Below are 19,708 nucleotides of genomic sequence, written 5' to 3' on the forward strand. Positions count from 1 at the left end.
TGTGAGAGAGGGGCGGGTTGAAGGGGGTGGATGTGAGAGAGGGCTAGAAAAGGCCAGTGGGGTTGCCGTCAGCGTCCACGTCCATGCGCATCGCAGCGGGTTCCTTGGGGAGGCCGGGCATGGTCATCACCGCGCCGGTCAACGCAACAATGAACCCGGCACCCGTCTTGGGAATCAGCTCGCGGACGTGCACCCGGAATCCCTTGGGCGCTCCAAGCCTGGAGGCATCGTCAGTGAAGGAATACTGTGTCTTGGCCATGCACACTGGGAGTCCTGACCAGCCGTTCCTCTCGATCTCGGCGAGGCGCCTGAGTGCCGGAACTGAGAACTCCACGCCATCGGCCCCGTAGATCTCCTGCACAATCGTTTGGATCTTGTCCTCAACGCTGAGCTCCAGCGGGTACAGGTGGCGGAAGTCGGAGGGCGCTTCCAGGGCCGCCGCAACTTTGGCAGCGAGCTCGTCACCCCCGTCGCCTCCGCCCCCGCGGCCCCAAACATCAGCAACGGCGGCTTCCACGCCTTCTGCTGCGCACCAGGCGAGGAGCCACTCAAGTTCCTCGGGAGTGTCGGTTCCAAACTTGTTGATGGACACAACCGGCGAAATGCCGAACTTCGCGACGTTGCCCACGTGCCTTTTCAAGTTCTCGACGCCGGCTGCCATGGCCTCGATGTTTGGCTCGCTGAGCTTCTCCTTGGGAACCCCGCCCTGCATCTTCAAGGCGCGGATTGTTGCAACCACCACGACGGCGGATGGCGCCACGTCGGCGATGCGCGCCTTGATGTCCATGTACTTCTCAGCGCCCAGGTCTGCGCCGAAGCCCGCTTCGGTGACCACGATGTCCGCAAGCTGCATGGCGGTGCAGGTAGCGATCAGGGAATTGCAGCCGTGGGCAATGTTCGCGAAGGGTCCGCCGTGCACCAACGCAGGGGTGCCCGCGATGGTTTGGACGAGGTTCGGCTTGATGGCATCTTTCAGGAGCATGGTCAGGGCACCCTCCACGCCGAGGTCTGACACAGTGACCGGGGTGCGATCGTAGGTGTAGCCGAAGGTGATGCGTCCCAGCCGTGCCCGAAGGTCGTCGAGGTCCGTGGCGAGACAGAAGACCGCCATGATTTCCGACGCGACCGTTATATCGAAGCCGTCTTGCCGTGGAACTCCCTGTAGTGGGCCGCCGAGCCCGATGACCACTTCCCGTAGCGAGCGATCGTTCATGTCCAAAACGCGTTTGAACGTCATGCGCCGGGGATCGATTCCGAGTTGGTTGCCTTGAAAAACGTGGTTGTCCACGAGCGCCATGAGGGCGTTGTTCGCAGAAGTGATGGCGTGGAAGTCCCCGGTGAAGTGCAGGTTGATGTCATCCATGGGCAGCACTTGTGAGTACCCGCCGCCGGTTGCCCCTCCCTTCATGCCCAGGATGGGGCCCAGGGAGGGTTCACGCAGGGCGATCATCACTTTGTGCCCGGCGCGGGCCAGGGAGTCAGCGAGACCCACGGTGGTAGTGGACTTTCCTTCGCCTGCCGGGGTCGGAGACATGGCAGAGACCAACACCACCTTGCCGGGCGTCTTTCCTTGGGGGAATACCAGCTTGGCCCGGTTGATCTTGGCCTTGTAGGGCCCGTACAGCTCCAGGGCGTCACCATTGATGCCCGCGCGTTCGGCGATGTCTTCAATGGGAAGCATGGTTGCGTGGCGGGCAATGTCAAGATCACTCAGGATCTTGTTTTCAGACATCGTTGTCCTTCGGCTCTGCCCGCAGCGGGAATGGTGCTGCTGGGGTTCTGACACTTGATTCTTACGCTGTGCGCGACAATCTATCAGCCCGGGAGCGCATACGAGCGGAGACTCAGCGCCGCGGAACCAGCAGGCCGCCGACGGCTTCCCGGTAACTTTCCAAGGTAATGGCCGCAGTGCGCTGCCATCCAAAGGACTCGGCGTGGGTGGCGGCGAGCCGGCCCATGTCTTCCCGGGTTTGCACGTCGTCGTAAAGATCCTCAAGGGCGTCGGCCCAGTCTGAGGGGTCGTGCCCGTCCACCAGCAGGCCGGTTCGTCCGTCCGAGATGGCGCGGGAGAGGCCGCCAACGTTGGTGGCGACCACGGGCGTACCGCACGCCTGTGCTTCCAACGCCACCAAACCGAAGGACTCGCTGAAGGACGGCATCACCACTACGTCAGCGGACCGGAACCAGCTGGCCAGCTCCGGTGCCACCACAGGCGGCCGGTGAGTGACGACGTCGGCCAGTCCGGCGTCTTCGATGAAGTGCTGGAGATTGAAGTCCTTGGCACCGCTAAGGGAACCCAGAATAGTCATTTCCAGATCGATGTCAGGCCTGCGCTGGCGGAGGATGCCGGCCGCTTTGACAAAAACCTGCGGGCCTTTGAGTCGCTGGATCCTGCCGGCGAAGAGGATATGGAAGCTGTCGGGCCTGACTCCCCGCAAGGAACGGGACTTCCGCCGGAATGACGGCGTGAACACCTTCAGGTCCACCCCGGGCGGCGCGACGTCAATGCGATCAAGGTCCGCCCCGTAGTGGGAAACCAGTTCGTCCGCCTCGGCAGGAGTGTTGGCAACCAGCCGGGAGGCGCCGTCAACAATCCGCTGTTCGCCTTCTTCGCGGCGCCGTGGCTCAGGCCGTTCGCCGGACTCCAGGACGAGGTTTTTGACTTTGGCCATGGTGTGCATGGTGTGGACCAGCGGGACACCCCACAGTTCTGACAACTCGAGCCCTGCCACCCCTGAAACCCAGTAGTGGGAATGGATCGCGTCGTAACGCCCATGGAGCTGTTGGTGGCGGATCTTGTCGATTTCTTCCACCATGTGGTGCAGAAGGGCCGGCAGTTCCTCTTTGGGGAGTTTGCGCCGCGGACCTGCCATGACGTTATGGACGCAGACCCCCGGTCCGGGATGCTCCACCGCAGGCTGACCGGCTTTGGTGGACCGGGTGAAGATCTCCACCTCCACGCCGGACTCGGCAAGTGCCATGGCCAGGGCGCGGACGTAGACGTTCATTCCGCCGGCATCTCCCGCGCCGGGCTGCTCCATGGGGGAGGTATGCAACGACAGGAACGCCACACGACGGATCAACGGCACCCAGTCCTCCTCACGATCACGGCAATAATCAGCTTTGCCCTGCAGAAAACACTACTCCTGCGCTCGAGTCCCGGGCCGAGCAAACTCCCCTATGTGGACAAGGCTGCTAGCGTGGCGGCTGTGAGCCAAGAACAAAACTTCCACATCCGCAAAGCAACTCCTGAAGACTGGCCCGGCATCTGGTCCATCCTGAAACCCGTGATCCGCGACGGCGAGACCTTTACCTGGGACCGTGACACCACAGAGGATGCAGCCAAGACCAAGTGGATCAAGGAAGCGCCCGGACAAACTTTCGTGGCGGTGCGCCAGGGCACTGGCGAGATACTGGGAACGGGGGAGTTCCACGCCAACCAATCCGGCGGTGGCAGCCATGTGGCCAACGCCGGGTACATGGTGGGCGCCAACAACTCAGGCCAGGGGATCGCCCGGGCGCTCTGTGCCTACTCGCTGACCGAAGCCAAGGCAGCCGGGTTCCTCTCCATGCAGTACAACGCCGTGGTGGAGAGCAACGTAAGGGCCGTGTGGTTGTGGCAATCCATGGGGTTCAAGATTCTGGCCACTGTTCCCGAAGCCTTCAACCACCCGGAGATTGGCTACGTGGGCCTCCACGTCATGTACAGAAAGCTCTAGGCCCACAACTGGCTTAGCCCGGGAAAAGCTGCCTCGTACCCTTCCAGTAGTTGCCGGCCCAAGGGGGCCGAACCTACCAAAGGGTGAGCGGCAAATGCTTGGACAGCGGCCTCGCGCTCGCCGCCGACAACGGCCCGGATGGTCAGCTGTTCAACCTCCTTCACATGCTGCATCAGAGTGAGGAACTGCCCGTCCGGCCGGTCCTGCGGAAGTGGCAGCGCGCCGTCGGGCGTTACCTCGCAAGGAACCTCGACGACGGCGTCTGCCGGCAACCCGGGAACGGCCACCTCTGCGGTAGACGCGGCACGGAACACCGGCGAGTTGGGTACATTGAGGATCAGCTGGGCGGTCCCACCGCCGGAGAGGGCACGCATAACGGACAGGGCAACGCGTTCGTAGCCGCCCCCTGCCAGATCAGACTCGTCGCGCTGCTCCCCATGCGTCCGCGCTTCGGCCAGGTACCCTTCCTCGCGGGAGCGCCGGGCAGCATCCCAGAGCTTATAAGGATGTGAGGCCTGAAGAAGCGACGGGTAGAGCGCCAGTTGCTGGTCATGGATGGACGCTCCGCGCGTCTCGCCTTGCTGTCCAATGGCTGCGGTGGCCTGCGACGTTTGGTAGTAGTAGTACAGGTATTCGTTGGGCAGGCAGCCAAGTTGCAGCAGGGTGTGCTGCCCGAACAACCTCCCCTCCTCCATGGTTTCGAGAGCCGCGGAATCGGACAGCAGATCCGGTAAAAGATCGTGTCCTCCAGGCGCCAAGCGGTAAAGCCAGCCGAGGTGGTTCAGCCCGTAGTAGCCCACGCCGTCGAGCGTTCCTTCTCTAAGGGGCGCACCGGCAGCGCGGGCCGCCCGCTGGACCAAACCACCTGCGGAGTCGCAGATGCCGATCACCCGGCGCCCCAGAACGGGAACCAGCGCTTCAGTGACCATGCCGGCAGGGTTCGTGAAATTGATCAGCCACGCGTCGGGGCAATGGAGCCGCATGGCTTCGGCGAGTTCCAGCATGTGGGGGATAGAGCGGAGCGCATACGAGATACCTCCGGCGCCAGTAGTTTCCTGGCCTAGCAACCCCAGCCGCAAGGGAACCTGTTCGTCCGCGATCCTGCCGGCGGTGCCGCCCGGACGGATCGCCGCGAACACCATGTCCGTCCCCCTGAGAGCCTGCCCAAGATCTGTGGAGACCACGACGGCGGGCGCGGAACCTTGGTCGGCGGGCATGTCCCGGAGGACCGCCTCCATGGCCGCGAGACGTGAGCCGTCCACGTCAAAAAGGACGAGTTCATCCACAAGTCCGGCAAAGGGCCCCGCGCACAAAGCCCGATATACAAGGGGAACCCGGAATCCGCCGCCACCGGCGATCATGAGCCGCATGGTCCGAGTCTATGCAGGCCGGCAAGACTATGCAGCCCAGTACGTGCAGCGTAGTCTGCCGTGCATGGACGCAATACCCCAGCGACGATTCGACCCCCTGGCTGCGCTGCGGTCGGATGGGGATCACCAATGCGACCTCCTGCTGACTGGAACGGTATTCCAGGACATCATCTTCACCGGGCTCCCGCACGCGCCCGAACCCGGCACTGAGGTTTGGAGTGAGGGCATGGGCAGCTGCCCCGGTGGTGTCGCGAACCAAGCCATTGCCGCCGCGCGCCTCGGTTTGCGGACCAACCTCGCGGCAACCTTCGGGGACGACGGCTACGGTGACTACAACTGGCAGATCCTGGAAAGCCAGGAACATGTTGACCTTTCGCTCTCGCAGAGGGTTCCGGGCTGGCATTCACCCGTCACGGTATCCATGTGCGTGAACCAAGACCGGTCCATGGTGACCCACGGCCACCCCGCCCCGATCAGTTCCTCCGAACTGATCGGGAAGCCACCTAAGGCGCTTGCCGCCGTCGCTGACCTGGGCGAGGAACTGGAACCGTGGATGCTCGCAGCGAATGAGGCAGGCACCAAGCTGTTCGGAGTGGTGGGCTGGGACCCAACAGGGGTGTGGTCAGAGCGCCGACTGGACCAGCTGGGAAACTTTTACGCCTTCCTGCCCAATGCCCCTGAAGCGATGGCGTTTACCGGCAAAGCAGACCCCTGGGCGGCGCTATATTCGCTGGCGGACCGGGTGCCCGTGGCAGTGGTAACCCTTGGCCCCCAAGGCGCGGTGGCAGTGGATTCGGAAACGGGGGAAGAGGAGTGGGTGCCGTCCCTGCCCGTGTCGGCCTCAGATCCCACGGGCGCCGGGGACTGCTTCGGGGCCGCCTTCATCGTGGGATGCCTGGCAGGGTGGAGGTTGGGGGACCGGCTCCGGTTCGCGAACCTTTGCGCCTCCTTGGCGGTCCAGGAGGTGGGCGGCTCACTGGCGGCACCCGGTTGGGGTGACATCGCCGACTGGTGGCAGCGGGCGAATGCGCGGAAGGAACGTCAGTCAAGTCAGTGGTTGCGGCGCTTCGCCTTCCTGGAACCGATCGTGAAGGACATCCCCGCGGAAGCACAGCGTCGGGCCCGGGCGACCATTGCGCATTTGTCGGACGCGCAGTAGCTGTGAAAGCCCCACGGCTACTGCGCAGTTAACCCGAGTTCACTGACAGCACTAGAATCTCTAGGGTGACTTACGAAGCAGCTGCAGATATCGGTATCGGGTCGAAGGCCTCCATAGCAAAGTCAGCGGTGCTGGAACGCTCCGCCGTGATTGATCTCGACGCCGTGCGGCACAACGTTCGTCAGTTTGTCGGCATCGCCTCCCCGGCAGCTGTTATGGCCGTGGTTAAGGCAGACGCTTATGGGCACGGCGCCGTGCAAGTTGCCAGGGCAGCCCTCGACGCCGGAGCGGCCTGGCTGGGTGTCGCCCACATTTCCGAGGCGCTCGCCCTGCGTGCCGCCGGAGTTGATGCCCCGCTACTCGCCTGGCTGCATACCCGCGAAAGCAACTTCCAAGCGGCAGTGGCCGCCGGCATCGACGTCGGAATTTCCGGTTGGGAACTTGAAGCCGTGGTGGCTGCAGCCCGGGAGCAGGAACGGCCGGCGCGTGTGCATCTCAAGGTGGACACGGGGCTGGGCCGGAACGGCTGCACCATCGCAGACTGGGACCAGTTGTTGGGCCAGGCCATGGAATACCAGGATCAAGGCCTCTTGCGGGTTGTGGGCATCTTCTCCCACCTCGCCGTTGCTGACGAACCCCAGCGCCCTGAAACCGATGATCAATTGGCTGTTTTTCGCGAAGCCCTCGCCATGGCCGAAGACGCAGGCGTGGATACCGAGGTCCGGCACATTGCCAACACGCCTGCAGCGTTGTCCCGCCCCGACTCACACTTTGACCTCGTCCGAGTGGGCCTGGGCATCTACGGATTGTCGCCCTTCGAAGGGGCTACGTCCGCGGAACTTGGCTTGCATCCCGCAATGACGGTCCGGACTCTTCTGTCCAACTGCAAAAAGGTGCCCGAAGGCCAGGGCGTTTCCTACGGACTCCATTACCGGACCAGCCAGGAAAGCACGCTGGGCTTGGTGCCGCTCGGGTATGCAGACGGCGTCCCGCGGATTGCCACGGGAGGTCCTGTGCGGGTGGAGGGCATCAACTACCCGGTGGTTGGCAGGATTGCCATGGACCAAATGGTCATCGATCTGGGGCCGTTGTCCCCTGAAGCGGCGGCGAACCTCAAGGGCGCCGAGGCTGTCATGTTCGGCAACGGTGCCAACGGCGGGCCCACCGCCGATGATTGGGCGGCCGCGGCGGGAACCAACAACTACGAAATCGTGACGCGCATCAGCCCCAGGGTTCCACGCAGCTACGTCAATGAGATGCCCGCGCGGGCCGAAGTCAACAACGCAGCAGATGCGGCCGCGCTGTGAGCGAAGCACAGTGGGAGCGCACCCTCACGGTTTCGACGGCGGAGCAGACCCATGCGCTCGCAGCAGCTTTGGGTGGGGTGCTTGAAGCCGGAGATCTCCTGGTCCTGACCGGAGAACTGGGTGCGGGCAAGACGACGTTCACCCAAGGGCTTGGCGAGGGGCTGGGTGTCCGTGCCGGCATCATTTCGCCGACCTTTGTCCTGGTACGGATCCACCCCAATCGCGCCGATGGCCCCAGGCCCGGGGGCCCCGACCTGGTCCATGTTGACGCCTACCGCCTGGACTCGGCAGCGGAGATTGACGACATCGATCTCGAGAACACCATGGATACAGCGGTCACCGTGGTGGAGTGGGGCCGGGACCGGGTGGAGCATCTCTCGGACAGCCGCTTGGAGGTTGACCTTCTCAGGTCGGTTGGCGGGGAAGACACGGAAGCCACAACGGACGGCGGCGTCATGGACTTCGATACCGATGACGACGACGAACCCCGCACCATCGTGTTCCGCGGTTTCGGTCCCCGCTGGGCCGAAGCACCGCAACTCCTCGAAATTACTTCACCGGTGGAAGGCAACTGATGCTGATACTGGCCATTGATACCTCAGCGGTTGCCAGTGCGGCCCTGATCTCGGACGATGCCATGGAAAGCGTAGTGGACTCCTTCACTACGGAAGACACCCGAAGCCACGCGGAAGTGCTGGCACCCGGGATCGAGAAGCTCCTGGCTGGTGCCGGGGTCACCGGCGCGGACATCGATGCGATCGTCACCGGCGTGGGACCCGGCCCGTTTACCGGCCTCCGCTCCGGTATCGCGACCGCCCGCACTCTCGCCTTCGTGTGGGACAAGCCGTTGTACGGGCTCATGAGCCTGGATGCCATCGCCTTGGAAGTTGCGGAGTCCACCGCAGCGACCCCCGAATTCCTGGTGGCGACGGATGCCCGGCGCAAAGAGGTCTATTGGGCCCGTTACACCCTGGCCGAGGGCCAGCTTCCGGAACTCGTGGACGGCCCCCATGTTGGTTTCGCTTCTGAGTTGCCCGAGTTGCCGGTGTTCGGCGCGGGAGCAGGCTTATACGCCGATGTCCTCAAGGCGGATGAAGATTTCGCAACCACCCAGCCGGATGCGGCTTCGTTGGGCCAATTCGCCCTGGCAAAGCTCACTGCCGGGCAGGCCTTGCTTGACTCAACACCTCTGTATTTGCGGGAATCGGACGCCCAGGTGCCCGGGCCCAGGAAGCGCGCACTGTGATGGGAGGGACACTGTGAAACTGTCACCCAAGATGGAACTCGAAGGGGTTTCCCTGCGCGAAATGACCGAGGCCGACGTCCCGGCCGTGGAGGTCCTGGAGCGCCGCTTGTTCCCCGTGGACGCGTGGCCCCTGCAGATGTTCTTCGACGAGCTGGCCCAGCCCGAGACACGGCGATACGTGGTGGCAGAGGTTGCAGGGGAGATCGTGGCTTACGCCGGATTGATGTGCATCGAGCCGATCGCGGACGTCCAGACGATCGCCGTCGTGCCTGAATTCGAGGGCAAGGGCATTGGCTCTGCTGTCCTGGCAGAACTGATTGACGAAGCTCGGCGCCGCCGTGCGGAGGATGTCCTGCTGGAAGTCCGGGCGGACAACCCACGCGCCCAGCAACTGTACCTGCGGTTCGGCTTCGAGCAGATCCACGTCAGGCCCCGCTACTACAGGGACGGCACGGACGCCCTGATTATGCGTCTTGAATTGAACAAACCCCAAGAAGGAGCCACAGCGTGAGCGGGCCGTATCCGGAACAGCCAAAGCAGCCGCTGGTGCTTGGCATTGAGTCATCCTGCGACGAGACCGGTGTGGGCATCGTGCGGGGGACCACCTTGCTGACCAACACGGTGTCATCGTCCATGGATGAACATGTTCGCTTTGGCGGCGTCATCCCGGAGATCGCATCACGCGCCCACTTGGATGCCTTTGTGCCCACCTTGCAGGAGTCGCTCCACGAGGCTGGCGTCACCTTGGATGATATCGATGCCATTGCCGTCACGTCCGGTCCGGGCCTCGCAGGTGCGCTGATGGTGGGTGTTTGCGCTGCGAAGGCGCTCGCTGTCGCAACCGGCAAACCGCTCTATGCCATCAATCACCTGGTGGCGCACGTTGGCGTGGGACTGCTGGATGGCAGGGCAGCTTCGGGTGGAGCGCCCGACGCCGTTGCTGCCGCCGGCTTGGGTGCCGGGAAGCTGCCGGAGAACCTCGGAGCACTGCTGGTATCGGGTGGGCACACGGAAATCCTTCGCATCCGAAGCATCACTGACGATGTCCAGCTGCTGGGTTCAACCATCGACGACGCCGCCGGCGAAGCCTATGACAAAGTGGCCCGCATCCTCGGCCTCGGGTATCCGGGTGGGCCCGCCATCGACAAACTTGCACGCCAAGGCAACCCCAAGTCCATCCGCTTCCCGCGCGGGCTCACCCAGCCCAAGTACATGGGCACCGCGGAGGACAAGGGCCCGCACCGCTACGACTGGTCCTTCAGCGGCCTGAAAACGGCAGTGGCCCGGTGCGTTGAGCAGTTCGAAGCCCGCGGCGAGGAAGTTCCTGTGGCAGACATCGCCGCGGCGTTCCAGGAGGCCGTGGTGGACGTTATCAGTTCAAAGGCAGTCCTGGCCTGCAAAGAGCACGGCATCACTGACGTCCTGCTGGGTGGGGGCGTTGCAGCAAACTCGAGGCTGCGGGAACTGACTGGGCAGCGCTGTACTTCCGCGGGAATCAAGCTGCATGTTCCGCCGCTGGACCTGTGCACGGATAACGGGGCCATGGTTGCCGCGCTCGGAGCGCAGCTGATCATGGCCGGCATTGCTCCCAGCGGAGTGGAGTTCGCGCCTGATTCCTCAATGCCGGTAACTACGGTGTCAGTGGCTGCCTGAGCTGTACCAGCTACGCGTCAGGTCCTTTGCGCATCTGTTTCACGAGGTCCATGACCACTGCCTGCAGGTCACCGTTGTGTTCTGCGGCCACCCGGCGCTGCCGCTGGTAGCTTGCTCCGCGCTCGATGATCTTCAGGACGTCTGCCAGTTCTTCTGAGCAACCCAGCTTGGCTGCCACAGGTTCCAGCCGGGCGACGGTTTCCGCGAGGTGCTCCGTGACCAGCTGCTCGTTGCCCTGGGCATCGAGGATGATGATGGCTTCCATGCCGTAGCGTGCGGCACGCCATTTGTTCTCCTGCACATGCCACGGCGGCATGGTGGGGATGCTGCCACCGGCATCAAGGATGGAGGAGAACTCGTCCACCAGGCATTGGGTCAGCGCAGCAATAGCGCCTACTTCTTCAAGTGTGGCCAAGCCGTCGCAGATGCGCATCTCGATGGTGCCCAGGTTCGACACCGGCCGGATGTCCCAGCGGATTTCCGAGGTTGCGTCGATGACACCTGTGGTGAACATGTCCTGGACGTAGGACTCGTAGGCTTCCCATGTTTCGAACTGGAAGGGAAGCCCGGCAGTGGGAAGCTGCTGGAACATGAGCGCACGTTGGGAGGCGTATCCGGTTTCTTCGCCGGCCCAGTAAGGGCTGGAGGCGGACAACGCTTGGAAGTGCGGGAAGTAGTTGACCAGGCCATCCAGAATGGGAAGGACCTTGTCCCGGCGGTCGATGCCCACATGGACGTGAACGCCGTAGATCACCATTTGGCGTCCCCACCATTGGGTCCGTTCGATCAGCTTGGCGTATCGCTCCTTGTCCGTGACGGGCTGGAGCAGGGGCGGGCTGAAGGGGTGGCTGCCTGCGCAGAAGACTTCCACACCCATGGGATCGGTGACTTCACGGACGGCGGCGAGGGAACGGCTGAGGTCCTCTTTGGCATCCTTGACGGTCTCGCAGATGCCAGTGACCAGTTCCACAGTATTGAGGAGCAGTTCGCGCTTGATATGGGGGTGTTCGTCGTCCTCGTTGAGGTCGGGGTGGTTCGCGGCGACGCCCTTCAGGACGTCGTTGGCCACGGAGACCAATTCCCCGGTGCGTGCATTGACGAGCGCCAACTCCCATTCCACACCCAGTGTCGATTGCCTGGATGGCGCAAAATCAATCTGCACGTAGTCCCCTCATAGTCTGTCTCAGCCGGACGCGGTTCCCCGCTGTGGGGCCGCCAGCGGTCGGATCAAGTCTAATGCAGCCGGAACATAGGTGGCTGCTGTGAGCTAGGGACGACAAGCATCATCATTTGCTAATGAGAATGCTTCGCAATAGAATCGAGGCATGCATCTCACAGTCCTCAGTTCCCTGGACAGCCAGTGCCGGGAGTCGGCCGCGGCCAGGCTCGGCCAAACGCACGCCAATTCCGTGGTGGTCCTTCACGATCTTCTGGATGGTTCCCTGGTCCTGCGGCGCGTCTATCGGAACGGCCAGCTGTTCGAACGCGAAACCACGGTATTGGAGCATGGTTGCCTTAGCTGCACCGTCAGGTTGGACGTAGTCCCGACGGCGGAACGCCTCGCCTCATGCGGCTTCGACCACGTTGTCCTGGGCCTCCCGCCCGGCGTTGCAGCAGGGATGGCCGTCACCGGGCTTCGGCGTGGATTGAGCAGCCCTGCGGCGATCGACAACGCCGTGCTGGCCCTGGACCCCGTAGACCTGGACGACCATATCTGGGATCGTCACACGCTCTTCGAATCAGGATTTACATCCATGCCCACTGATGAGCGCACCAGCGGAGAATTTCTGATCGGCGAGTTCGGGCAGGTGGACACCGTCATGGTGCACCCCGGACTGGGTGCCGCGCTGACCGGAGATCCGCGCGAAGGTTCCGCACAGTGGCTGCTGGGCGTCGAATTGCTTGGCCAGTTGGCGTCCCATGCCAGCGTTGTTGGCGCGGCTGACGACTACCGGCCGGGATGCTTCGACGACGCCGAAGCAGCGGCCCGTAACAAGCCCGGCGTCGTGCGTGTGCCCGTCAGCGATGCGGAAGGTTCCTTCCGGACGGTGCTCCATAAAGCGGGTCGACCACTGCATCCTGGACGCTTCCGTGATGCGCTTCCACAGCTGGCGGCCGGCACTCATTGGCTGCGCGGCCGCCTGTGGATTGCTTCAGCGCCTAAAACGCGGATTGCCGTTCAGGGAATCGGGCCACGTGTGTGGCTGGAAAGCACCGGAAAGTGGCTGGCCGACTCCGCTGAATCAGCGCCAGGCCTGATGCGCCCGGGAAAGGCGGGTGCCGACGTCGACTCCCTCCTTGACTGGCATCCCGGCAATGGCGACCGCGGAACTGTCCTAGCCATCACTGGAAGGTCGGATGACATTGATCCGCAGGAAATCAGCCAGCTCTTGGACGGTTGCCAATTGACGGAGGCGGAGATGGAGCAGGATTTCGGCGTCTGGGATGACCCCCTGGAACTCAGCGACGCCCTCTAAACCGAACACCCACACAAAGGAGAATCACCATGAAAGTCAGGAATTCGCTGCGTGCCCTCAAGAAGATCCCCGGTGCCCAGATCGTGCGTAGGCGGGGGCGCACCTTCGTCATCAACAAGAACAACCCGCGGATGAAGGCGCGGCAGGGCTAACAGCACGGCGTTGTTTAATGGGGGAATGCCAATCCTGAACAAAGACATGTCCCTGTGCATTTCGCTTGCGGCCCGGCCCAGCAATATCGGGACCAGGTTCCACAACTATCTGTACGATCTGCTCGGCCTGAACTTTGTCTACAAGGCTTTCGCCCCCGCAGACATCACCCTCGCGGTGGCGGGCATCCGCGGCCTCCCGATCCGGGGCGCCGCGGTGTCCATGCCGTACAAGGAAGCCGTCATCCCGCTGGTTGACGTCATGGACCCCTCGGCCAAAGCCATTGATTCGGTGAACACCATCGTCAATGACCACGGTGTCCTCACCGCTTACAACACGGACTACATCGCGATCGCCAGGCTCCTCAAGGACCACCAGGTTCCCAGCAGCCACACGGTGCTGCTCCGCGGCGCCGGCGGCATGGCCAAGGCCGTAGCCGCGGCCCTCCGGGACGCCGGATTCACCGCCGTAACCATCGTGGCCCGCAATGAGGGCTCCGGCCGCGCGTTGGCTGATCTCTACGGCTTCGGATGGCAGGACGACGTCAACGGCTCAACCGCGGACCTCATCATCAATGTCACTCCGCTGGGAATGGCAGGCGCGGATGAAACCGCCCAGTCCTTCGACGACGCCACTATTGCCGCCGCCCAAGTGGTGTTCGACGTCGTGGCATTGCCGTCGGAGACGCCGCTCATCACCGCTGCCCGGAGAGCCAACAAAAAGGTAATCACCGGCGCCGAAGTCATCGCTATCCAAGCCGAGGAGCAGTTCGTCCTGTACACGGGCGTGCGTCCCAGCCCCGGGCAGGTGCGTGAGGCCTCGGAGTTCTCCCGCCGCTAGCTCTTGTGACGCATCAGGCCGCCACTGGCTCCACGACAACAGCCACTCTTTCCTCGCCGATCCTGGTGAGGACCAGAGTGGCTGTTTTCGCATCCTTGCCCTTGACGGGCTTGGCGGGAAGCAGTTGCTTGCGCAACTCTTCCGGGGTCACTGCCGTGCCGCGCTTCTTGATATCCAGGACCGTGATGCCGTTGCTCTTCACCCACGCCTTGAGCGACTTGACGTTGTAGGGCATCACCTCAAGCACTTTGTAAGCACGGGCGAACGGGGTGTCGTGCAGCTCAGGGGCGCAGATGTAGGCGATGTGTTCGTCCACCAGATGCCCACCCAGCCGTTCGGCGACGTCGGCCACCAGTCCTGCGCGGATCACGGCACCATCGGGTTCGTAGAGGAAGCCCTCAACAGGCCCGACGGCGGCTACCGGACCGCCGTCGAAATCCGCGCCGCTGGTGATTTCAGCGGCACCCTTGCTGCCGATAACCAGCGCCGCGCGACGCACGCCCGGGCGGGCCACTGCGTTGAACCACAAGGTCACTTCGGTAACGTCGCCGCCCACTGAGACCCACTGGGCTTCGCAGCCGGAGGGAACGGAATCGTGGGGGATGCCGGGTCCCATCTTGACGCCGATGGCCCGCCCCGTGGCTGTCAGGCGCTCCACGAAGGACAGTGGGGGAGAGAAAGCTTCAGGGTCCCAGATCCGCTTGGTGCCGGAGGTGGACGTTATTCGACGTGCAGGATCCAACCACACGCCGTCCATGCCGTCCAGCTCCACGGAGGTTGCATCCGCATGGACAACGGTGGCGTGGGGGAAGGGCATGAGGTTGATCGTGGCGCAGGCGGCAGTGGTTTCATCCATCTCAACGGCGGTCACCGAAATGTCCATGGAAGCCAATGCCATGGAATCGGCACCAAGGCCGCAGCCGAGGTCGGCAACGTGGGAGATTCCGGCCTTCGCGAAACGCTCGGCGTGCCGTGCGGCGACGTTCAAGCGCGTTGCCTGCTCCAGTCCCGCTTGAGTGAAAAGCATCTGCCGGGCGAACTCGCCGAACTTGGCCTCGGCACGTGTCCGCAGGCGGGATTGCGTGAGGACCGCGGCCACGAGTTCGGGGGAGTGGCCCGCTTTCCGGAGCTCGGCATTGACGCTGAACGAATCGGCTTCCCGGTAGGGCCCCAAGGAGGCAAGAAGTTCCCATCCTTCAGTTGTCAGCAAGGGCGCGATCTGTTCCTGCGGTGCGTGAGGCATGGGATCAAGCCTAACGGCGCGGTGCTTGACAACGTGACCGGCGGATCAGCCCGATAGGGTTGTTTTCATGGAAGACAACGCAGCCCCGCATCACTCCACCATGACAAAGTTCGCTCGTCCGGCCCTGATAGCGGGGGCAGTGATCGCGGTGGTTTGCGTCGGCCTGCTAATCATTATCTTCGCGCTGGATTCCTTCAATGCCGCCACCTACTCCGTCGCCGGCAAGAGCGTTAACGACGCCACCGAAGAAGCGCGGGGCATCCGCGAACTCTACAGCGGCGCCAGAACCGGTGGAATCATCACCTTGGTGATCTCCGGCGTCGTAGCTATTGCCGCTGCCGTAGTGCTGTATCTGAACCGCGGCAATACTCCGTTGGACGAGGACGACGACGGCGAAGACTACGACCTGGACGACCTCACCGGCCGGTGACGGAGGTTCACTCATGACGAAATTCTGGCACTCGCCTTGACCGAGTGCTAACGCTTACATAGAGTCTTGTTAGCACTCTCCCCCGGAGGGTGCTAATCACGCCAAGCGTCTTCCGGCACCGCGACGACGGTTGTACGCTCCGGCACCCTAGTTCTTAGTCCATGAATCAGCTCATGAAAAGGAGAGTCCGAGTGTCGGTCTCGATTAAGCCTCTTGAGGATCGTATTGTTGTTCGCCCGCTCGAAGCAGAGCAGACCACGGCTTCCGGCCTGGTCATTCCGGACTCCGCACAGGAGAAGCCGCAGGAAGGCGAAGTTGTTGCAATCGGCCCCGGCCGCTTCGATGACAACGGCAACCGCGTACCGGTTGACGTAGCTGTTGGCGACGTCGTCATCTACTCCAAGTACGGTGGAACCGAAGTCAAGACCGGCGGCAACGAGTACCTCGTTCTGTCCGCCCGCGACGTCCTTGCGATCGTCGTAAAGTAACTTCCTGGAGCCCCGCACCGCCGCCGCGTTGGAATCATTCCGACCGTCAGCGGTGCGGGTTTTCTGTCTTGAAAGGACACAACCATGGCAAAGCAGCTTGCTTTTAACGATGCTGCCCGCCGGTCTCTTGAGGCCGGTATCGACAAGCTCGCCAACACTGTCAAGGTGACGCTTGGCCCGCGCGGCCGCAACGTCGTGCTGGACAAGAAGTGGGGCGCTCCCACGATCACCAACGACGGCGTGACCATCGCCCGCGAAGTTGAGCTTGACGACCCCTACGAGAACCTTGGCGCACAGCTGGCCAAGGAAGTAGCCACCAAGACCAACGATGTAGCCGGCGACGGCACCACCACGGCCACCGTGCTGGCACAGGCCCTGGTCAAGGAGGGCCTCCGCAACGTTGCTGCCGGCGCCGCTCCTGGCGAGATCAAGCGCGGCATCGAGGTTTCCGTAGAAGCCATCGCAGCCCGCCTCCTGGAGAACGCCCGCGAAGTTGAGGGCACCCAGGTTGCCAGTGTCGCAGCGATCTCCGCGCAGAGCGACGAGGTTGGCGAGCTGCTGGCTGAAGCGTTCGGCAAGGTTGGCAAGGATGGTGTCATCACCATTGAAGAATCCTCCACCACCCAGACCGAACTGGTGCTCACCGAGGGCATGCAGTTCGACAAGGGCTACCTTTCCCCGTACTTCGTCACCGACGCAGAGCGCCAGGAAGCAGTTCTTGAAGACGCCCTCATCCTGATCAACCAGGGCAAGATCTCCTCGCTGCAGGACTTCCTGCCGCTGCTGGAAAAGGCCCTGCAGGCCAACAAGCCGCTCTTCATCATTGCTGAAGACATCGAAGGCGAAGCCCTCTCCACGCTGATCGTCAACCGTATCCGCGGCACGCTCAACGTTGTTGCCGTCAAGGCTCCGGGCTTCGGCGACCGCCGCAAGGCCATGCTCCAGGACATCGCGACGCTCACGGGCGCCCAGGTTGTTTCCCCGGACCTCGGCCTGACCCTGGACAGCGTTGGCCTCGAGGTACTTGGTACCGCTCGCCGTATCACGGTGACCAAGGACAACACCACCATCGTTGACGGTGCCGGCACGGCTCAGGACGTTGCCGACCGCGTGGCGCAGCTGCGTGCTGAGCTCACCCGGACGGACTCCGACTGGGACAAGGAAAAGCTGCAGGAACGCCTGGCCAAGTTGGCCGGCGGCATCGGCGTGATCAAGGTTGGCGCAGCCACCGAGGTTGAGCTGAAGGAAAAGAAGCACCGCATCGAGGACGCTGTTTCCTCCACGCGTGCAGCCCTCGAAGAAGGCATCGTTTCCGGTGGCGGTTCCGCCCTGATCCACGCCCTCAAGGCGCTGGACGAGTCCCCGGCCGTCAAGGCCCTGGAGGGTGACGCGGCAGCTGCTGTTGGCATTGTTCGCCGCGCCTTGGTTCAGCCTCTGCGCTGGATCGCCCAGAACGCCGGCTTCGATGGTTTCGTGGTTGTTGCCAAGGTTTCCGAGCTGGAAGCCAACCACGGCTTCAACGCCAAGTCCGGCGAGTACGAGGACCTGATCGCCGCTGGCGTGATCGACCCCGTCAAGGTCACCCGTTCGGCTCTCCGCAACGCCGCTTCCATCGCTGCCCTGGTTCTCACCACCGAGACCCTGGTCGCCGAGAAGCCGGCTGAGGAAGAAGACGCACACGCAGGCCACCAGCACTAACAGCCTGTTATACAAAAGCCCCGGTCACCTTGACCGGGGCTTTTGTTGGTTCCGGGGTGGTGCCGTGGCCTGTGTCGCTCAGCTATTGTGAGCGCACGACGGCGGCGGTAACCTGACGCTAATACGGCGGCTTGGGTGCGTCAACGGGGCGCATCGACGCTGACGGGTGAGCCATGACGATACCTGCCACAGCTTTGGACCTGGGACGCTCGGCATTCTCCGAGCACCGCTGGAGCGATGCCTTCGAATGCCTCGCACGCGCCGACACCGCCGGGGGACTGCCTCCGCAGGACATCGAGTTGGTGGCATCCGTAGCGATGCTGTTGGGCAAAGACACCGAGGGCGTGGCCTACTTGACCCGGGCGCACGACGAATTCGTCACGCTGGGCGACACCGATAGTGCCGCGCGCTGCGCAGCGTGGCTGGTGCTGTACTTGATGGACCTCGGTGAGCCCGCCCGCAGCAGCGGTTGGATGTCCCGGGCCAAGCATCTGGTGGAAGGGCTGGACAGCCCTACCGCAGCAGAGGGCTACCTGTTGGTTCCGGAGGCACTTGGTGCCCTGTACGGCGGAGCTCCGGAGGCGAGCCTTGCGATTTTCAGCCGGGCGTTGGAGATCGGCCGGCATTTCCAGGACAAGGACCTCATGGCGCTGGGCCAGCTCGGAGTGGGAACCGCCAGGCTCACCCTCGGATTCCCGGATGAGGGCCTCCAACTTCTTGACGAAGTAATGGTTTCTGTCACCGCTGGCGAAGTTTCCCCTATCCCGTCCGGGATCATCTACTGTGCGGTGATCGGCAACTGCCGTTTGGTGTTGGATGTCCGCCGTGCCCAAGAGTGGACGGCCGCGTTGGAGAAATGGTGCGGGGACAGGCCGGATATGGTCATGTTCAGCGGGCAGTGCCAATCCCACCGGGCGGAGTTGTTTCTCCTCCATGGCGCATGGGATGACGCCCTTGCCGCAGCGCGGATTGCCCAAGACCGGGCGCGGCGCGGCGACCCGGAAGCCACTTACGGCGCTTGGTACCAGCAAGGGGAAATTCTCCGTCTCAGGGGAAGGCTGGCCGAAGCCGAAGCTGCCTATGCAAGGGCGGGCGAGACAGGTTTCGAGCCTCTTCCCGGTATGGCCCTGATGCGATTGGCCCAGCAGAACGGCCCCCAGGCCCAGTCCATGTTGCGTCGTTCAGTGGCAGCGTCGGATCCTGCCAACCGGCGAAGGCTTCTCCCGGCTTTGGTTGAGGTGGAACTCGCCTCTGGCGACTTGGCCGCGGCACGGTCCGCTGCCGACGAATTTGCGTCCCTTGTTGACCCGGCAAAGCGCCCTCTGGAAGCCGCCCTCGCCGCGCACGCGGAGGCAAGCGTGCTGTTGGCTGAAGGCAGCGCGGAAGCTGCCCTGTTGGCGGCGCGGACGGCATGGAGGCTGTGGTTCTCCCTTGAAGCACCGTATGAGGCTGCCCGTTGCCGCGTGCTGGCGGGCAGGGCCTGCGCGGCGCTGGGCGACCCTGATTCGGCCACCATGGAATTCGAAGCGGCCCGGGCGGAATTCGTGGAGCTGGGCGCCGCTCCCGCGGCCTCTGACGTAGCGGGCATCAGTGGGGAACACGATCAAGGCACTGGCTCGCCGCTTACTGTCCGCGAACTGGAGGTCCTGCGTCTGGTGGCGGAGGGCAACGCGAACAAAACCATTGCCCGTTCCCTCTACCTCAGCGAAAAAACAGTTGCGCGGCACGTCAGCAATATCCTGACCAAACTCGCTGTGCCATCGCGCGTGGCTGCGACCCGGTATGCGTTCGACCACCATCTGTTGGGCTAACGCCATCTGTTGAGGTATTCGCTCGTTCGCCTTTGCGCATAAGTACCCATGCAGCGTAGAGGGGAATGGGTCATTCTGCCGACGCGGTGGATGGGGCTGGACTCATAGCTTGGCTGT

19 protein-coding genes are annotated in these 19,708 nt (G+C 63.3%); 14 read left to right on the forward strand and 5 right to left on the reverse strand.

What is annotated here, in order from left to right; all coding sequences use genetic code 11:
• Positions 1–43: 43 nt before the first annotated feature.
• On the reverse strand, positions 44–1,732 hold the full coding sequence (locus tag A477_RS0118060) for a formate--tetrahydrofolate ligase (RefSeq protein ID WP_017200300.1): 1,689 nt from the start codon (positions 1,730–1,732) through the stop codon (positions 44–46).
• 112 nt (positions 1,733–1,844) lie between these two features.
• Positions 1,845–3,089 (reverse strand): D-inositol-3-phosphate glycosyltransferase, encoded by a 1,245-nt coding sequence (gene mshA, locus A477_RS0118065; protein ID WP_017200301.1) that lies wholly within the window; start codon positions 3,087–3,089, stop codon positions 1,845–1,847.
• Between the two features lie 111 nt (positions 3,090–3,200).
• Between mshA and A477_RS0118070 the strand changes: the two genes are divergently transcribed.
• Positions 3,201–3,719, forward strand: coding sequence for a GNAT family N-acetyltransferase (locus A477_RS0118070; RefSeq protein ID WP_017200302.1), 519 nt, complete (start codon positions 3,201–3,203; stop codon positions 3,717–3,719).
• Here A477_RS0118070 and A477_RS0118075 read toward each other — a convergent pair.
• Complete coding sequence (locus A477_RS0118075; protein WP_017200303.1) at positions 3,716–5,089, reverse strand: 6-phospho-beta-glucosidase; 1,374 nt, start codon at positions 5,087–5,089, stop codon at positions 3,716–3,718. The genes A477_RS0118070 and A477_RS0118075 overlap by 4 nt on opposite strands.
• Before the next feature lie 64 nt (positions 5,090–5,153).
• Here A477_RS0118075 and A477_RS0118080 point away from each other — a divergent pair, with 64 nt between their 5' ends.
• From A477_RS0118080 to tsaD, 6 genes are all read left to right on the forward strand, one after another.
• Positions 5,154–6,248 carry a carbohydrate kinase family protein gene (locus tag A477_RS0118080; protein WP_237715828.1) on the forward strand — a complete coding sequence of 365 codons (1,095 nt, stop codon included), beginning with the start codon at positions 5,154–5,156 and terminating at the stop codon, positions 6,246–6,248.
• Between the two features lie 65 nt (positions 6,249–6,313).
• Positions 6,314–7,555: an alanine racemase gene (alr, locus tag A477_RS0118085; RefSeq protein ID WP_017200305.1), complete on the forward strand. Its 1,242-nt coding sequence runs from the start codon at positions 6,314–6,316 to the stop codon at positions 7,553–7,555.
• Positions 7,552–8,130, forward strand: coding sequence for a tRNA (adenosine(37)-N6)-threonylcarbamoyltransferase complex ATPase subunit type 1 TsaE (gene tsaE / locus A477_RS0118090; RefSeq protein ID WP_017200306.1), 579 nt, complete (start codon positions 7,552–7,554; stop codon positions 8,128–8,130). The genes alr and tsaE overlap by 4 nt, the downstream gene beginning before the upstream one ends.
• Positions 8,130–8,801, forward strand: a complete 672-nt coding sequence (gene tsaB, locus A477_RS0118095; protein WP_017200307.1) for a tRNA (adenosine(37)-N6)-threonylcarbamoyltransferase complex dimerization subunit type 1 TsaB — start codon at positions 8,130–8,132, stop codon at positions 8,799–8,801. Before tsaE ends, tsaB begins: the two co-directional genes overlap by 1 nt.
• A gap of 13 nt (positions 8,802–8,814) precedes the next feature.
• Positions 8,815–9,312 (forward strand): ribosomal protein S18-alanine N-acetyltransferase, encoded by a 498-nt coding sequence (gene rimI / locus A477_RS0118100; RefSeq protein ID WP_017200308.1) that lies wholly within the window; start codon positions 8,815–8,817, stop codon positions 9,310–9,312.
• On the forward strand, positions 9,309–10,454 hold the full coding sequence (gene tsaD, locus A477_RS0118105; RefSeq protein WP_017200309.1) for a tRNA (adenosine(37)-N6)-threonylcarbamoyltransferase complex transferase subunit TsaD: 1,146 nt from the start codon (positions 9,309–9,311) through the stop codon (positions 10,452–10,454). Before rimI ends, tsaD begins: the two co-directional genes overlap by 4 nt.
• A gap of 10 nt (positions 10,455–10,464) precedes the next feature.
• Here tsaD and A477_RS0118110 read toward each other — a convergent pair whose 3' ends face one another.
• Positions 10,465–11,616: a glutamate--cysteine ligase gene (locus A477_RS0118110; protein WP_017200310.1), complete on the reverse strand. Its 1,152-nt coding sequence runs from the start codon at positions 11,614–11,616 to the stop codon at positions 10,465–10,467.
• 163 nt (positions 11,617–11,779) lie between these two features.
• Here A477_RS0118110 and A477_RS0118115 point away from each other — a divergent pair, with 163 nt between their 5' ends.
• Genes A477_RS0118115 through A477_RS0118125 form a run of 3 tightly spaced genes read left to right on the forward strand, consistent with a single transcriptional unit; the run spans position 11,780 to position 13,921 of the window.
• Positions 11,780–12,931 carry a GTP-binding protein gene (locus tag A477_RS0118115; RefSeq protein ID WP_017200311.1) on the forward strand — a complete coding sequence of 384 codons (1,152 nt, stop codon included), beginning with the start codon at positions 11,780–11,782 and terminating at the stop codon, positions 12,929–12,931.
• A gap of 29 nt (positions 12,932–12,960) precedes the next feature.
• Entirely contained in the window at positions 12,961–13,083 is a 123-nt protein-coding gene (ykgO, locus tag A477_RS0118120; RefSeq protein WP_011775528.1) for a type B 50S ribosomal protein L36, read from the forward strand.
• A 25-nt stretch (positions 13,084–13,108) separates the two neighbouring features.
• Entirely contained in the window at positions 13,109–13,921 is an 813-nt protein-coding gene (locus tag A477_RS0118125) for a shikimate 5-dehydrogenase (protein ID WP_017200312.1), read from the forward strand.
• Between the two features lie 13 nt (positions 13,922–13,934).
• On the opposite strand, the gene A477_RS0118130 is transcribed toward A477_RS0118125, so the two are convergent.
• Entirely contained in the window at positions 13,935–15,164 is a 1,230-nt protein-coding gene (locus A477_RS0118130) for a THUMP-like domain-containing protein (RefSeq protein ID WP_017200313.1), read from the reverse strand.
• 67 nt (positions 15,165–15,231) lie between these two features.
• Between A477_RS0118130 and A477_RS0118135 the strand changes: the two genes are divergently transcribed.
• The 4 genes from A477_RS0118135 to A477_RS0118150 all read left to right on the forward strand — a co-directional run bounded on the left by A477_RS0118135 (position 15,232) and on the right by A477_RS0118150 (position 19,591).
• Entirely contained in the window at positions 15,232–15,594 is a 363-nt protein-coding gene (locus tag A477_RS0118135) for a hypothetical protein (protein WP_017200314.1), read from the forward strand.
• Positions 15,595–15,785: 191 nt separating this feature from the next.
• Complete coding sequence (gene groES / locus A477_RS0118140; RefSeq protein ID WP_011775524.1) at positions 15,786–16,082, forward strand: co-chaperone GroES; 297 nt, start codon at positions 15,786–15,788, stop codon at positions 16,080–16,082.
• An 84-nt stretch (positions 16,083–16,166) separates the two neighbouring features.
• Positions 16,167–17,780, forward strand: a complete 1,614-nt coding sequence (groL, locus tag A477_RS0118145) for a chaperonin GroEL (RefSeq protein WP_017200315.1) — start codon at positions 16,167–16,169, stop codon at positions 17,778–17,780.
• 173 nt (positions 17,781–17,953) lie between these two features.
• Positions 17,954–19,591: a response regulator transcription factor gene (locus A477_RS0118150; protein ID WP_017200316.1), complete on the forward strand. Its 1,638-nt coding sequence runs from the start codon at positions 17,954–17,956 to the stop codon at positions 19,589–19,591.
• The last annotated feature ends 117 nt before the right edge of the window (positions 19,592–19,708 follow it).

Origin of the sequence: Arthrobacter sp. M2012083 (genome assembly GCF_000281065.1) — a bacterium.
In the GTDB taxonomy this organism is placed as follows: Bacteria; Actinomycetota; Actinomycetes; order Actinomycetales; family Micrococcaceae; genus Arthrobacter.

What these genes read in the sequence shown, in the direction of transcription:
- A477_RS0118130 (WP_017200313.1), bottom strand. Translation starts at nt 15,164, where the DNA reads ATGCCTCACGCACCGCAGGAACAGATCGCGCCCTTGCTGACAACTGAA.
- tsaB (WP_017200307.1), top strand. Translation starts at nt 8,130, where the DNA reads ATGCTGATACTGGCCATTGATACCTCAGCGGTTGCCAGTGCGGCCCTG.
- A477_RS0118075 (WP_017200303.1), bottom strand. Translation starts at nt 5,089, where the DNA reads ATGCGGCTCATGATCGCCGGTGGCGGCGGATTCCGGGTTCCCCTTGTA.
- A477_RS0118060 (WP_017200300.1), bottom strand. Translation starts at nt 1,732, where the DNA reads ATGTCTGAAAACAAGATCCTGAGTGATCTTGACATTGCCCGCCACGCA.
- A477_RS0118125 (WP_017200312.1), top strand. Translation starts at nt 13,109, where the DNA reads ATGCCAATCCTGAACAAAGACATGTCCCTGTGCATTTCGCTTGCGGCC.
- ykgO (WP_011775528.1), top strand. Translation starts at nt 12,961, where the DNA reads ATGAAAGTCAGGAATTCGCTGCGTGCCCTCAAGAAGATCCCCGGTGCC.
- A477_RS0118135 (WP_017200314.1), top strand. Translation starts at nt 15,232, where the DNA reads ATGGAAGACAACGCAGCCCCGCATCACTCCACCATGACAAAGTTCGCT.
- A477_RS0118080 (WP_237715828.1), top strand. Translation starts at nt 5,154, where the DNA reads ATGGACGCAATACCCCAGCGACGATTCGACCCCCTGGCTGCGCTGCGG.
- groL (WP_017200315.1), top strand. Translation starts at nt 16,167, where the DNA reads ATGGCAAAGCAGCTTGCTTTTAACGATGCTGCCCGCCGGTCTCTTGAG.
- A477_RS0118150 (WP_017200316.1), top strand. Translation starts at nt 17,954, where the DNA reads ATGACGATACCTGCCACAGCTTTGGACCTGGGACGCTCGGCATTCTCC.
- A477_RS0118115 (WP_017200311.1), top strand. Translation starts at nt 11,780, where the DNA reads ATGCATCTCACAGTCCTCAGTTCCCTGGACAGCCAGTGCCGGGAGTCG.